Source organism: Microbulbifer sp. HZ11 (assembly GCF_000708675.1).
Lineage (GTDB): Bacteria > Pseudomonadota > Gammaproteobacteria > Pseudomonadales > Cellvibrionaceae > Microbulbifer.
On record NZ_JELR01000001.1, the window covers coordinates 1,371,771 to 1,384,092 of the forward strand.

The following is a 12,322-nucleotide window of genomic DNA, read 5'->3' on the forward strand; positions in this document are numbered from 1 at the left end:
AGTCTTGGGGGCAGAGGTTAGCATGGCAGTCATTTCCTCCTCCAGATTTTCAAAACTATAGTGCGATCCATGATCCGTCTCGACTTATTGTTGGTCCAGCAAGGTCTGGCCAGCTCCCGAACCCACGCGCGCAAACTGATTGATGCCGGCCGGGTACAAGTGGCCGATGCTGGAGGCCAGCGATGGCAAATCGTCAAAAAACCCAGCCAGACCTTGAGAGAGGACACTCAAGTCCTCGTCGAGCCACTACCGGAAGACCAGTACGTGTCCAGAGCTGGCCTGAAACTGGCTGGCATTCTCGATCATACCGGCCTGGATCCCAGCGGGTGGCACGCCCTGGATGTGGGCTGCTCCACTGGCGGCTTCAGCGATTGCCTGCTGCAACGAGGGGCAGCACTAGTGGTCGGCGTGGATGTCGGCCACGACCAACTGGCCCCCACCCTACGCCAGGACCCGCGCATGAAATTGTTTGAGGGGCTGAATGCCCGCCACCTGACCAGCGAGCAGGTATCCCCCTGGGGGAACAACGGATTTGACGCCATCGTCATGGACGTGTCATTTATCTCTCAAACCCTGATACTGCCTCAATTGCCCCCGATGCTAAAACCGGGTGGTGAGCTGCTAAGCCTCGTAAAACCGCAGTTTGAAGTAGGCCCGGAAGGTATTGGCAAAGGTGGCCTTGTAAAGGACTCCAGTCTCTATTGCGGTGTTCAGGAAAAAATATACGCCCTGTGTACGCAACTGGATTTACAGGTAAGGGATTACATTGAAAGCCCGATCAAGGGTGGAGATGGAAATCGGGAGTTTTTGCTCTGGGCAACCCGCTAATGACGCCCACCCTGCCACTGTGCTAGCGCAGAATGGCTTCTAGCTTGGCCTTGAAGCCAGGGCGGGCAACTTCCGTTGGCGACGTTCGGCGCAGCGGACGTAGCACGAGGTTGCCCTGGCAGTTCGGACACTCTTGATTCAACGCTGCCGTGCATTCGGGGCAAAATGTGCATTCGTATGAACAGATATAGGCTAGGTCAGAAAGGCCCAGGGGCGCGCTGCAACGTTCGCAGCTAGCTTTCATTTTCAGCATCGTATTCCTTCAGACTCGCAATTCATAGCCCGCTGCCAGGGTTGTGACGGGGTGACGTCAAAGCCGTACCCGGCCCACGCCATCACGGTGAGCCGAGTTATCCCGGACATGGGCCAACTACTTCATAGGCAGGCTGCGCCGGCAAGTCTGTGGCACGGAATAGATTACTCCGCCTCCAGCTGCTTGTCCGTGCGGGCCGCCATAATAAAATCATTCTTGTGCAAACCACCGGCTTCGTGGCTCCACCAGGTCACAGTCACCTTGCCCCACTCAGTGAGCAGCGCGGGGTGGTGACCAACCTCTTCCGCAATCGCGCCCACACGGTTAGTAAACGCTAACGCCTGCTTGAAGTTCCGAAACTTGAAAACCCGCTCCAGTTGCATCACATCATTACGAACCATAGGGGTCCAATCCGGAATTTCGCGGATCAGGGTTGCCAATTCCTCATCGGATACCAGGGGGGCATCAGCCCGGCAGGCCTCACAGGCCTGCGCTGCCAGCTCGGTCATATCTGACTCCTCTGTGCACAGTACTTTATTGGTAAGGTCGAATCGTGGCACTCCGCCACAAATTCGCGATGTGCCACTTTAGCCGCCGCCCGGATATGGCACAAGGCGACCTGGATCACACAAAATAGTGTGTGGATAAAAAGTTACTCACAAGACGACTGTGCTAGGTTTTCAACAGATTCCATCAGAAATTCGAGAACATCATGAAACGACTGACCACAGCCATATTTCTGGCCACCTTCATTCACGGCTGTGGACAAAAAAGCGCGCCAGCTTCGACGACCGAGCCCAACGGCCAGAGCCCGCAAACAGAGCAACACAGAGCTGGAAAAAATGAGCTCAGCAAGGCCCCAGCCCCAAAGTCGAACATCGATGAAGAAACCTTTGAGCAACTCAATAACCAGCTGATCGAGCGTATGTGGCACCTTTTTCCATCCTGGGCGATCAGCAACGGATACTATAAAGTCGCCTCTCAACTTGAAGTGCCAGACACTCACTATCGCCGGGAAGTCCTCAGTTTCGCGAGAAGCTCACTGAACCAGTTTTCCGGATTTGCCCCGGACAAACTCAGCCCCAATGCGCGTACCGACCTGGCGCTAATCGTCAACTTCCTGAATGAGACCATCTGGAAACTGACAGAGTTCAAGCCCCATGAGTGGAACCCCGCAGACTACAATGTTTCCCACGGGTTCGCACTGATCCTGAATACCGATTACGCACCACTGGACGATCGCCTTCGAACCTTCAGTGAACGCCTGTTGAAAGTACCGGCTTACTACGCCGCCGCCGAAAAAACCCTCAGCAATCCAGCCTCACCACAACTCATCCTCGCGATTCAGCAGAACGAAGGTGCGCAATCTGTATTTGGTGAGGAACTCGAGAGAAAACTGGCACAAAGTGGTCTCAGCGATCGTGAAAAAGAACAGTTTGCTACTCGCCTACAGGCCGCTCGCCAGGCTATCGATGAATATGTCGTCTATCTGCAAACGCTACACGCGCAGATGGAACAAGCCGACAGCTTCCGCGATTTTCGTATCGGAAAAGAGCGTTACGAGAAAAAGTTCAAATTCGATATACAGATCAGCATGAGTGGTGAAGAACTCTATAACCGTGCCATGAAAGAAAAAGACCGGCTTCACCTGAAAATGGACGAACTCGCCGACCAACTGTGGCCTAAATACTTCCCGGATGAAAAGCGTCCAGACGACATACTTGAGAAAATTCATAAGGTGCTGGAAAAGCTTTCCCTGAATCACGCAACCAAGGAAACATTCAAGTCAGAAGTAGAAAAACAGATTCCGGAACTTGTCGCCTTCGTCAACGAGAAGGATCTCGTTTCTCTGGACCCTGAAAAGCCTCTGGTCGTGCGTACTACACCTGCGTATATGCGTGGATTTTCAGTGGCATCAATCAATGCACCAGGCCCTTACGACAAGAATGCCAACACCTATTACAACGTGATGCCTGTGGAGGAACTCCCGGATGATCGGGCAGAGAGCTTCCTCAGAGAATACAACACCTACTTAATGCAAATACTGAACATCCACGAGGCGATACCCGGGCACTATACCCAGCTTGTGTATGCCAACCAGTCTCCCAGCCTCATTAAAAACATCCTCGGCAATGGCGCCATGATTGAAGGTTGGGCAGTATATACCGAACGTATGATGCTAGAAGCCGGCTACGGGGATTTTCAGCCCGAGCTGTGGATGATGTACTACAAATGGAACCTGCGCACAGTGGTCAACACTATCCTGGACTATTCAATTCAGGTCAAAGGCATGAATGAAGAACAGGCAATGGAATTGATGATGAAACAGGCATTCCAGCAAGAAACGGAAGCACTGGGAAAATGGCGACGCGCGACACTGAGCCAGGTACAACTTACCAGCTACTTTGCTGGCTATATGGACATCATGGAATTACGGGAAGAAATAAAGCAAAAACTGGGAGAAAAATTCAATTTGAAGCAATTTCACGAAAAATTTCTGAGCTACGGAAACGCACCTGTTCCAGTAATCCGGGAACTGATGCTGACGGACATCGAATCGTAAATTCTCCTTCGATCAATTCTCGAGCCAGCGGCGCGCTTCGGTAATAACGGTTTGCATGCGTTTTTGAAACCCCTTTTCGCGCCGCCCACACAGGTACAAGGTCTCACTTACCGGTGTGGGAAGCTGATGAACCCTGATCCGATCCCGCTTAAGAAACGCCTCCACTGCGTAGACTGGTAAAACCGTAAAACCGAGCCCTCTACTGACAGGCTCGAGAATAAGACCGATCTGGTTCGAAAAACCGCTAATCGGAAACTGATCGCAATGCTGGAACTGCGGAAAATTTGGCGCAAGTAACAGGTTGGCGTGATGGCGCCCATCAGGATGATCAATAAAACCGAGCCCCATCAAATTGTGCCAATCTGGCTGTGCAACACTTGCGGGGGTTACCAGTAACAAACTCTCTTCGGCAATAGGCTGGCACAAGACCTCCGGCAGGGAAGACTCAGAAGTCATAAACCCGATATCAACCCTGGACTCGGCAATTGCCGCCTCTACTTCGGAATTAGGAGCAAATCGGTAATCGATAACGAGTTTCGGGTACTCAGACTGTAAAGCCAATAAATTCCCATACAACTTGAGCCCGACACTTCCCGGGGACATTACCCTAACCAGCCCCTCAAAGGGCCTATCTTCCTGAACCTTTTCCTCCAAACCCGAAAGAGCCGACAAAATGCCCTGCCCCTCCGCATACAGCTTTTCACCAGCATACGAGACGGAAAACTTCTTACCATCCCTTACCAGCAACTCAACACCGAGCTGTTCTTCCAGTTTACGCACGTGCTGACTGACCCCGGATTGCGTCATATGAAGCCGCTCGGCCGTTCGAGTGAAATGGCCAACCTCAACGAGAGTACAGAATGTATACAGCCAGGATGTGTTAACCATTACAAATAAAGATCATATCAATTCAAAATGATAATTATAGATTATTAAAGTGCCACTGTAAGCTTGCACTACTTACCAACAGGAGGGCACAAGATGACCAACACCTACCCTAGAAACTTCTCACATATTGGGATCTCCGTACCGGACCTTGACCAGGCAGTCAAATTCTATACCCAAGTGATGGGCTGGTATCTCATTATGGAGCCCACCCAGATCACAGAGGACGACAGCGCAATCGGAGAAATGTGCACCGACGTCTTCGGCGCAGGCTGGGGCAGTTTCCGAATCGCACATCTGTCAACCGGAGACCGGATTGGCGTCGAGCTTTTCCAGTTCCCGAACCAGAAAAACCCGGAAAACAACTTCGAGTACTGGAAGACCGGTATTTTCCACTTTTGTGTACAAGATCCAGATGTCGAAGCGCTTGCAGAAAAAATTGTCGCCGCGGGCGGCAAGCGACGCATGGAAAAGCCTAGATACTACTACCCAGGCAAAAAGCCCTACCGCATGATCTATATGGAAGACCCATTTGGAAATATTTTGGAAATTTACAGCCACAGCTACGAACTGATTTACAGTGAGGGCGCCTACTAAACCCGCGACTGGAATCCTGAGTTGAGCATAAGCCGCCAGGTTTGAGCGCGCAACTCAGGATTCTGCCGAGGAGAGACGTATTCGACTTACCGAGCAACCCAAAGTACTAATGGGAAGATTGAAGTAAGGAAACAAGAAGGGGCATCGCTATCTCACTTATTTAGCAGTCCTCAAAGTCACTATATAAGTCTGAGCCATTGATACTCTGCCAGCGCCCATGGGCGGGAGCAGCGCCCAAACGGCAATGAAGGCGTTGCTGCACCAATGCGGGATTAAAAAAAAGCCTCGGTACATTCCCTGCGTCACAGCTTTGCTACCCACCTGCTGGAACGCGGCCTGAGTCTGCGCCAGATTCAAGCACTGCTGGGGCACGCTAGCCCCACTACCACCGCCCGCTATATCCATCTTACCGAGCTCAGCCAACAGGACACTGCCGCCACCATCAATGCGCTGGTTAACACCCTGCATGTCGATCTATGGAGGCCGTAATGCATCTGGCCGACCTGATTGAGCGCTATCAAGAGGCGCTCTTACAAAAGTATGCTGGGCGCCTGCTACCGGAACAGCGACGGGCGATAGCGGCGATCCTACGCTGCCGTACCAGCGCTGCTGGCGAGATACTATGGCAATGTAACGATTGCAATCACTCTCTGTTGAACCCGCGCCCCTGTGGGCACCGGAGTTGCCCCCGGTGCCAGAATCACGAGGTCACCCAGTGGCTGGCACGGCAGCGCCGCAAGCTGTTGCCGGTGGAGTACTTCATGGTAACTTTTACCCTCCCGGCGGAGCTTCGTACACTGACCTGGCGCCATCAAAAAAAAGTCTATGACCTGTTAATGGCCGCTGCCGCCGGGATTCTCAAAACCTTCGCCCTCAACGACGATCAGCTCAGCGGCGAGATCGGCATGACCAGCGTACTCCACAGCCATAGCCGACGTCTGGATTACCACCCGCACTGCCATATCGTGATTCCCGGCGGTGCGGTGAACCGAAGTAGACGGCAGTGGAAGAAGGTAAAGGGTAAATACCTGTTCAACGGCCAAGCACTTGCCAAAGTCTTCCGTGCAAGGATGCTCCAGGCCCTGCAAGAGGCTGGACTGCCAGTACCCGACACTCCAATAAAGTGGATCGTTCAGTGCCAATCAGTCGGCAGAGGACAACCCGCTCTGGAATATTTATCAAAATACCTTTATCGCGGTGTAATCAGCGAGAAACAAATTCTCACTGACCGAAACGGCGAAGTAACCTTCCGCTATATCGAAAGCAAAAGCGGCAACCCCAAAACGCGAACATTACCTGGCGCCGACTTCTTGTGGCTGGTACTGCAGCATGTACTCCCCAAGGGCTTTCGGCGCGTACGCGATTACGGGTTCCTGCACGGCAATGCCAAGCGATTGCTGCAGCTCGTGCAAATGACATTGAAAGTGGTCATTGACTCATTCAAGGCACAGGAAAAGCCTGTATTGCCTTGCCCGAGATGCACGGCACCACTGCAGTTTGTTCAGGCCTTCAGGCCTGGCTGGCTATCCGGATAACCCTTCAGGATCGTATTAAACACCGACAGTCATAAGCGAGGAGAAAACCAACCTATGAGCAACTGATGTCGATCATATTGGCTGCAGGAAAAGGCCAAGGCTCTCGCTCGCCTTCAAAAAATTAATAACACAGCTTGTGCGAAACACCCACCACGCCAAAAAAATATATTTGCTTATATAAAGAACTTTCCGGAAAGCCCGGGCTTGTCCAACAACTGGATGAGATCGCGGCTGCGCGCGATCTATCCTTATTCGTTAAATGCCTCGGGACCTTGAGCCGTCAACCAGTGGTTGATTTCCGAGCAAGACCGGCCTAACATGGGTATGCGCACTATTATGCGCACACCTTGGAGCGCCGCTATGACCACTCTTTTTGACGCAAATGCCCCAAAGAAGGCAACAAATCTCAGCATAAATAGTGACTTATTGGTCAAATCCCGATCCATGCACATTAATTTATCCGCGACTTTAGAGCAAGCGCTGAGCCAGGAGCTCGCAAAGCGAGAAGCTCAGAAATGGAAAGATGAGCATAAAGCCGGAATTAAGGCCTACAACGAATTTGTTGAAGAACATGGTTGCTTCGGCGATGAGTTTAGGAATTTCTGATGCCGCAGTTCGACGTATACAAAAACCCCAGCAAGGCAACTCAGAAGACTTTTCCTTTTATCCTGGATATTCAGCACGAGCATATTTCTGATATAGGAACAAGAATCGTGCTCCCTCTCGGCCGGTTGCAATATTTTAAAAATGAAAATCTTGGGAGGCTTACCCCCGTAATTGAATATGAGGGTGACGAGCTAATCTTACTCACCCCACAGATTGCCTCCGTGCCAACGAATAGACTAAAAAACCCAATCGGTACACTCGAACATTTTCGAACAGAAATATTAGCCGCTCTGGATTTTGCTATTACCGGTATTTAACGCCCAGCTCAGCGGGCAATTGGAGCGCAGCGTAAAATGATCCGCTGCAGCTGTTTGTTAGCTGCTTGGCCGCACCTTCATTAGCGCAGCTTTGCTAGCAGGAATAAGCATTGGCATACCCATATTTTCGGTTTTAATTGTAATGTCTCTGACATTTCGAATTACGTAATCTTTCAGCCTAAATCCCCTACCTGGCCACGCAACCATCCCCGGCCGACCGATCACGACCAAAGGTTGGCAACCGTTTTTACACGTATAAATTGTGTCATCGTAATCAAGCGATAGCGTGGCTTCGGAAAGATTTTGCTGTGAATTACACGCAGGGCACTCGGTATTCATATCGCTGTCACGAAATGGCCGGCCATCTTTGAAGTCTAAAGCTCTTTCAAAAACAGTTTCAGCTTTAACAATTTCGTAGGCTATACCATTGTCTTTGTTATATTGAATTACTTTTTCTGCAAGTAGATCAATGATGCGCTCTAAAGATACTTGCCGGTAATCAATGTACCCTGTTGTACCTAATATTCCTTCAATTTCTGCATCATCTAGCCTTAATGGTAAGATGTACTCGCTGTTTTCCTGAAAGGCTCTGGCTTGAGCCGCCTTCCTCTCATGATTTGTCCATTGCTTCTTCGCATAATCCTCTGAAATTACCATCAAGCAAAATTTAGACTCATCGCGATAGATCTTTGTTAAGTGTACATAGAGATCTTTGCCCCATAAGTTCGCTTGCTCGTACTCATCGTAGAAGACATTGATTCCTCTAGTAATGAGATTGGTAGCAATAGACTCTGCAACACCTCTATCTTCTCCAGCGAAAGAAATCACTACATCATAAGTTGGCATATTCTTCCTTTTGTCTGGGGCAGCTAACGAGCCTGTAGAAAAACAACTCCCGGCAGTCGTCGCCTCAAGGCTCTTTTCTCGTTTACATACTGACCGCCATTTAACCACACTAATTTCACTTACTCACGCATGCGTGTATTTTCACCATATCGCCCCAAAATTAATGCAGAAGCCCCTAGGAATTAATGTACTGCGCCGTATCGCATCAACTTTTCGATATTATGCACCAAGCAGAACATCTGCCACTGTCCCTGCACCTTGTGTTTTCCACGCAACGAGAAGCGACTCAGTCGCTTGTTTGTGCCAATATTACCGAAGACTGGCTCGACCACCGACATGCGATGACTGTAAATTGTCTTGCCTTCCACGCTATCGACCCGTCTTTTCATCCAGTCCGTTGCTGTTTTACCATTCGTCCAAGTAAAAGAGACTTGTCGTCCGTGGCCATCCCCTATGTGTCAGGGTAGTTGTCGCCTGAACTTTTCAGAGGACAACCATGCCCCACTATTCACCTGAACGTAAAGAGGCCATCCTCAAGAAGATGGCGCCGCCTCACAGCATGACCGTTGCCGAACTGGCGAGCCAGGAAGGCATCAGTACCGCTACCCTGTACAATTGGCGTAAAGCCGCCAGACAACGAGGTGCTGTTTTGCCTTCCAACTCTGCTACTCCCGATAATTGGAGTAGCGAAGAAAAATTCAAAGTCGTCCTTGAAACTGCCCCAATGACTGAGGCGGAGCTCAGTGAATACTGCCGCAAGAAAGGCCTTTACCCCGAGCAGATTGAGGCCTGGAAAACGGCCTGCATGTCAGCCAATGCTGTATCTGACGAGCAGTCTAAACGCAACCAAAAGGCCAGTAAGGCCGAGAAAAAGCGTATCAAAAAGCTTGAGGCAGAGCTGCGACGTAAGGAGAAGGCGCTCGCTGAAACCGCTGCGCTCCTCACACTGTCAAAAAAAGCCGAGGCGATCTGGGGCCACAAAGACGAGGACGAATGACCAGCCTCCCAGATCGCCAGCAGATCGTTGCTCTGATTGCCGAAGCCAATCGCAGCGGAGCCCGGCTGGCCAAGGCCTGTGCCTTGCTGAACTTGAGCGTACGCACCTATCAACGCTGGGTCACTGACGAGGTTGTCAGGGAAGATCAGAGGCCCGTGGTGCCGAGGCCGGAGCCATCGAACAAACTGACGGCTAAGGAGCGTCAAGCCGTAATAGCCCTGTGTAATCAACCTGAATACCGAAGCTGCCCTCCAGCATTTATTGTTGCTGACCAGCTGGATCAGGGCCATTATCTCGCCTCTGAATCAACGCTCTACCGGGTTTTACATGAATACAATCAAGTCCACCGTAGAGGCCGCCAGAAGGCGCCGGAGCGGAAGCGAGCAGCGACCACACACAAAGCATCAGAACCAAACTGTCTGTGGTCGTGGGATATCTCGTGGCTACCAGGACCAGCATGCGGAACCTGGTATTACCTTTACTTGGTTATGGATGTTTACAGCCGGAAAATTGTCGGCCATGAGGTGTATGAGCGTGAGACCGGAGAGAAAGGTGCACAAAGTAAGCTGTCGGCTGCAGTGCCTTGTTATGCCTTGGGTACCAGGGCATTAATTATTGCCACCGAAAGCACGCTGCAGTACAAGCCAAAAAATCCGTAGATTCCTGCTAACACTGCAATACCAAAGATCTTCAATTGATACAGATTTTCGGCCAACGAATTCATATCACTTGCGCTCATTACTCCGAGCGCTTTGAAGATGAAGTATGCCATGAAACTTGTAGCCGAGAGCATCAGAAACAATGTGAACTTTGTATAATTTTTACTCCAACCTTCTCTCAAGGCTAGAAGTTCAAAGAACTGAATAACATTGCTTTTTATAAGTTCCATCTTAAATTCTCATTGAGGCATAACGCCGTGCGCAGCGGCGGCTTACTTTGTGTAGTTTTTGCGCGAAAATAGGAGCGTAGCGACTGCGCAAAAAGTGCGCAAAGTAAGACGTCGGTCTGCCGCACCTTGTTAGGTAAAAAGGAGCCTCGTGTTAACCGAGGAAAAAAAATAAATTGTGATATACACTATTGAAAAGCACCAACAAAATAATTTATTGCTGCTAAATCGCCTCCCATCACTCTCTTGCGACACGATCCAATCTCCTAAGTAGTAGTTTACTCCAGACATGTAGGTAGAAAAAACGCTCGCTATAAATGCGCTACCTGCTGGCACAATAAATATCAGCACGATAATAAATGTCTGAATGTAAAATTTGTCATGATTTCCAAACGGGACATAGACTGAAACCATAAACACGTAAGTTATAAATAATACTTTAAAATATATAGGAAGATATCTTTCTCTCAGCGCTTTTTGTTTTTGCCAATTTTCTTCCTGCCTTATTCTTTTCGACATTGTAGACGGGCTGTACTTCGAAAATTTTCTCAATGCTCATTTACCTAACGCCCTGCGCAGGCGCAGCCAACGCTACGCGCCTTTTGTGTTAATGTTTGAGCGCAGCGAGTAACACAAAAGGCGCGTAGCGTTGGCTGTCGCTCTGCCGCTGTTTGTTAGGCAGATCACCGAGATACTGCCTGAATGAGAGAGACTGCGCCGAAAACTCCTTGAGTCAACACCACAACTAATGTGACCTGAAAAAGCAAAATCAAAAAAACAAATTCGAAATAAAACCACTTCTGAGGTCTCAACGTTCTACATACAAGAAACGAAACTCTTCCTACCAACGACAGATTTATATAGTGTTTTTGTTTTTTTAGATTTTCGACCCACTCCAGCGATTCTATAAATTGTTCAAAAAAATAGTAAATGTTAACAAAAATTGAAAACACAAGTAAAAGAAGCGCACTAAAGAACAGTAGTGTAATTGGCGTATTCGATAAATCCCATTCACAGAAATCCAACCGCTTGGATATAAAAAGAACAAATGAAGAAAGAAGAATTTGCGGTGTAAGATTCCGCATATACTCTAAAAATGCCTTTTTTCCCTTCCCCAGAATATACACTTGAACTTCCTTTTACTTATTGCCTAACGCCCAGCGCAGGCGCAGCCGGCGCGGAGCGCATTTTGTGTTAATGTTTGAGCGACAGCGAGTAACACAAAAGGTGCATAGCGTTGGCTGTCGCTCTGCCGCTGTTTGTTATACCTTTGTCCACTCAAGCCCAATACTTGTGTTGACCACTTTATAATGCTCCGGGAATTTATTGAAAAAATACTCCGGAAGCTCGTTGCAAGTGTTAGGGTTGTGAAGGAATACGAGCTGATCAGTTGCGCAGTACATTAATGCGACAGCGCTAATGTAGCTCATTCTATTAGTCATGAGACCGTTTTTCCTGTTGATCTCACGAACACTTCCATCACGAAATTCCATGTACTCGGCAGAACCAAGCATTGCACTTTTTATGTAAAGTTCAAAACAGATATCTCTTACCGAAAAATCTCTTACATCAGTTAATACTATAATGCATGGGTAATTGGTAACACCAAATGACTTGAACTGGCCAGAAGCAGATTTTATGCTGGATTCAACTCTTTTTGAATGGACACTAAATATTTCACCCTGATCAGCCTCGAACTTTCTAATAATTTCCTTTTCTTCACCATTCTCACAAATCTCCTTTACCTCCCAAAATGACTTGGAGAAACCCGCAACAACTTCATAATCTGGAGTTCTAGTTGCTGACTCTGGTATTTTTTTAAAAGAAATTTCTTTCGTTTTGAAAATTCTCTCTAGCACTTGTTCAGATTCTGTCATTGGCTTCTTGAGGTATAACGAGCCTGTAGAAAAACAACTCCCAGCAGTCGTCGCCTCAAGGCTCTTTTCTCGTTTACATACTGACCGCCATTTAACCACACTAATTTCACTTACTCACGCATGCGCGTATTT

The 12,322-nt window shown here is 49.0% G+C and carries 14 protein-coding genes and 1 pseudogene; 9 read left to right on the forward strand and 6 right to left on the reverse strand.

Annotated features, from left to right (window positions below; genetic code table 11):
• Positions 1-69 precede the first annotated feature (69 nt).
• The gene (locus AU11_RS05825; RefSeq protein WP_043317128.1) at positions 70-828 is read left to right on the forward strand and encodes a TlyA family RNA methyltransferase; all 759 of its coding nucleotides are present in this window, start codon (positions 70-72) and stop codon (positions 826-828) included.
• Between the two features lie 22 nt (positions 829-850).
• Here AU11_RS05825 and AU11_RS18020 read toward each other — a convergent pair whose 3' ends face one another.
• Positions 851-1,081, reverse strand: a complete 231-nt coding sequence (locus AU11_RS18020) for a DUF1272 domain-containing protein (RefSeq protein ID WP_081847959.1) — start codon at positions 1,079-1,081, stop codon at positions 851-853.
• Positions 1,082-1,245: 164 nt separating this feature from the next.
• The gene (locus tag AU11_RS05830) at positions 1,246-1,590 is read right to left on the reverse strand and encodes a 4a-hydroxytetrahydrobiopterin dehydratase (RefSeq protein ID WP_043317130.1); all 345 of its coding nucleotides are present in this window, start codon (positions 1,588-1,590) and stop codon (positions 1,246-1,248) included.
• A 203-nt stretch (positions 1,591-1,793) separates the two neighbouring features.
• Between AU11_RS05830 and AU11_RS05835 the strand changes: the two genes are divergently transcribed.
• Positions 1,794-3,644: a DUF885 domain-containing protein gene (locus AU11_RS05835; protein WP_043317131.1), complete on the forward strand. Its 1,851-nt coding sequence runs from the start codon at positions 1,794-1,796 to the stop codon at positions 3,642-3,644.
• A 12-nt stretch (positions 3,645-3,656) separates the two neighbouring features.
• Here the strand turns inward: AU11_RS05835 and AU11_RS05840 are convergent, their stop codons facing one another.
• A complete protein-coding gene (locus AU11_RS05840; RefSeq protein WP_043317133.1) occupies positions 3,657-4,532 on the reverse strand; it encodes a LysR family transcriptional regulator in 876 nt (291 codons plus the stop codon).
• A gap of 93 nt (positions 4,533-4,625) precedes the next feature.
• Here AU11_RS05840 and AU11_RS05845 point away from each other — a divergent pair, with 93 nt between their 5' ends.
• The 5 genes and pseudogenes from AU11_RS05845 to AU11_RS05865 all read left to right on the forward strand — a co-directional run bounded on the left by AU11_RS05845 (position 4,626) and on the right by AU11_RS05865 (position 7,584).
• Positions 4,626-5,126 carry a lactoylglutathione lyase family protein gene (locus AU11_RS05845; RefSeq protein WP_043317135.1) on the forward strand — a complete coding sequence of 167 codons (501 nt, stop codon included), beginning with the start codon at positions 4,626-4,628 and terminating at the stop codon, positions 5,124-5,126.
• A gap of 294 nt (positions 5,127-5,420) precedes the next feature.
• A pseudogene (locus AU11_RS18025) lies at positions 5,421-5,615 on the forward strand (tyrosine-type recombinase/integrase); the annotation flags it as partial.
• A complete protein-coding gene (locus tag AU11_RS05855; protein WP_043318320.1) occupies positions 5,615-6,661 on the forward strand; it encodes a transposase in 1,047 nt (348 codons plus the stop codon). The pseudogene AU11_RS18025 and the gene AU11_RS05855, both read left to right, overlap by 1 nt.
• A 360-nt stretch (positions 6,662-7,021) precedes the next feature.
• Positions 7,022-7,267 carry a type II toxin-antitoxin system CcdA family antitoxin gene (locus AU11_RS05860; protein ID WP_043318322.1) on the forward strand — a complete coding sequence of 82 codons (246 nt, stop codon included), beginning with the start codon at positions 7,022-7,024 and terminating at the stop codon, positions 7,265-7,267.
• Positions 7,267-7,584: a CcdB family protein gene (locus AU11_RS05865; protein WP_043317139.1), complete on the forward strand. Its 318-nt coding sequence runs from the start codon at positions 7,267-7,269 to the stop codon at positions 7,582-7,584. The genes AU11_RS05860 and AU11_RS05865 overlap by 1 nt, the downstream gene beginning before the upstream one ends.
• A gap of 57 nt (positions 7,585-7,641) precedes the next feature.
• Here AU11_RS05865 and AU11_RS05870 read toward each other — a convergent pair whose 3' ends face one another.
• Complete coding sequence (locus AU11_RS05870) at positions 7,642-8,430, reverse strand: toll/interleukin-1 receptor domain-containing protein (RefSeq protein ID WP_043317141.1); 789 nt, start codon at positions 8,428-8,430, stop codon at positions 7,642-7,644.
• Between the two features lie 182 nt (positions 8,431-8,612).
• The gene (locus AU11_RS05875) at positions 8,613-8,885 is read right to left on the reverse strand and encodes a transposase (RefSeq protein ID WP_255343219.1); all 273 of its coding nucleotides are present in this window, start codon (positions 8,883-8,885) and stop codon (positions 8,613-8,615) included.
• A 41-nt stretch (positions 8,886-8,926) separates the two neighbouring features.
• On the opposite strand from AU11_RS05875, the gene AU11_RS05880 reads away from it, so the two are divergent.
• Entirely contained in the window at positions 8,927-9,427 is a 501-nt protein-coding gene (locus AU11_RS05880) for a transposase (protein ID WP_043315904.1), read from the forward strand.
• Positions 9,424-10,086: a helix-turn-helix domain-containing protein gene (locus AU11_RS18260; protein WP_156035153.1), complete on the forward strand. Its 663-nt coding sequence runs from the start codon at positions 9,424-9,426 to the stop codon at positions 10,084-10,086. Before AU11_RS05880 ends, AU11_RS18260 begins: the two co-directional genes overlap by 4 nt.
• A gap of 1,489 nt (positions 10,087-11,575) precedes the next feature.
• Here the strand turns inward: AU11_RS18260 and AU11_RS05900 are convergent.
• Positions 11,576-12,190 (reverse strand): hypothetical protein, encoded by a 615-nt coding sequence (locus tag AU11_RS05900; protein ID WP_043317149.1) that lies wholly within the window; start codon positions 12,188-12,190, stop codon positions 11,576-11,578.
• Positions 12,191-12,322: the final 132 nt, after the last annotated feature.

Excerpts from the sequence above, each read along its gene's own strand:
- AU11_RS05855 (WP_043318320.1), top strand. The coding sequence starts at position 5,615 with ATGCATCTGGCCGACCTGATTGAGCGCTATCAAGAGGCGCTCTTACAA.
- AU11_RS05840 (WP_043317133.1), bottom strand. The coding sequence starts at position 4,532 with ATGGTTAACACATCCTGGCTGTATACATTCTGTACTCTCGTTGAGGTT.
- AU11_RS05835 (WP_043317131.1), top strand. The coding sequence starts at position 1,794 with ATGAAACGACTGACCACAGCCATATTTCTGGCCACCTTCATTCACGGC.
- AU11_RS05900 (WP_043317149.1), bottom strand. The coding sequence starts at position 12,190 with ATGACAGAATCTGAACAAGTGCTAGAGAGAATTTTCAAAACGAAAGAA.
- AU11_RS05870 (WP_043317141.1), bottom strand. The coding sequence starts at position 8,430 with ATGCCAACTTATGATGTAGTGATTTCTTTCGCTGGAGAAGATAGAGGT.
- AU11_RS05860 (WP_043318322.1), top strand. The coding sequence starts at position 7,022 with ATGACCACTCTTTTTGACGCAAATGCCCCAAAGAAGGCAACAAATCTC.
- AU11_RS05825 (WP_043317128.1), top strand. The coding sequence starts at position 70 with ATGATCCGTCTCGACTTATTGTTGGTCCAGCAAGGTCTGGCCAGCTCC.
- AU11_RS05845 (WP_043317135.1), top strand. The coding sequence starts at position 4,626 with ATGACCAACACCTACCCTAGAAACTTCTCACATATTGGGATCTCCGTA.
- AU11_RS05830 (WP_043317130.1), bottom strand. The coding sequence starts at position 1,590 with ATGACCGAGCTGGCAGCGCAGGCCTGTGAGGCCTGCCGGGCTGATGCC.
- AU11_RS18260 (WP_156035153.1), top strand. The coding sequence starts at position 9,424 with ATGACCAGCCTCCCAGATCGCCAGCAGATCGTTGCTCTGATTGCCGAA.
- AU11_RS05880 (WP_043315904.1), top strand. The coding sequence starts at position 8,927 with ATGCCCCACTATTCACCTGAACGTAAAGAGGCCATCCTCAAGAAGATG.
- AU11_RS18020 (WP_081847959.1), bottom strand. The coding sequence starts at position 1,081 with ATGCTGAAAATGAAAGCTAGCTGCGAACGTTGCAGCGCGCCCCTGGGC.
- AU11_RS05865 (WP_043317139.1), top strand. The coding sequence starts at position 7,267 with ATGCCGCAGTTCGACGTATACAAAAACCCCAGCAAGGCAACTCAGAAG.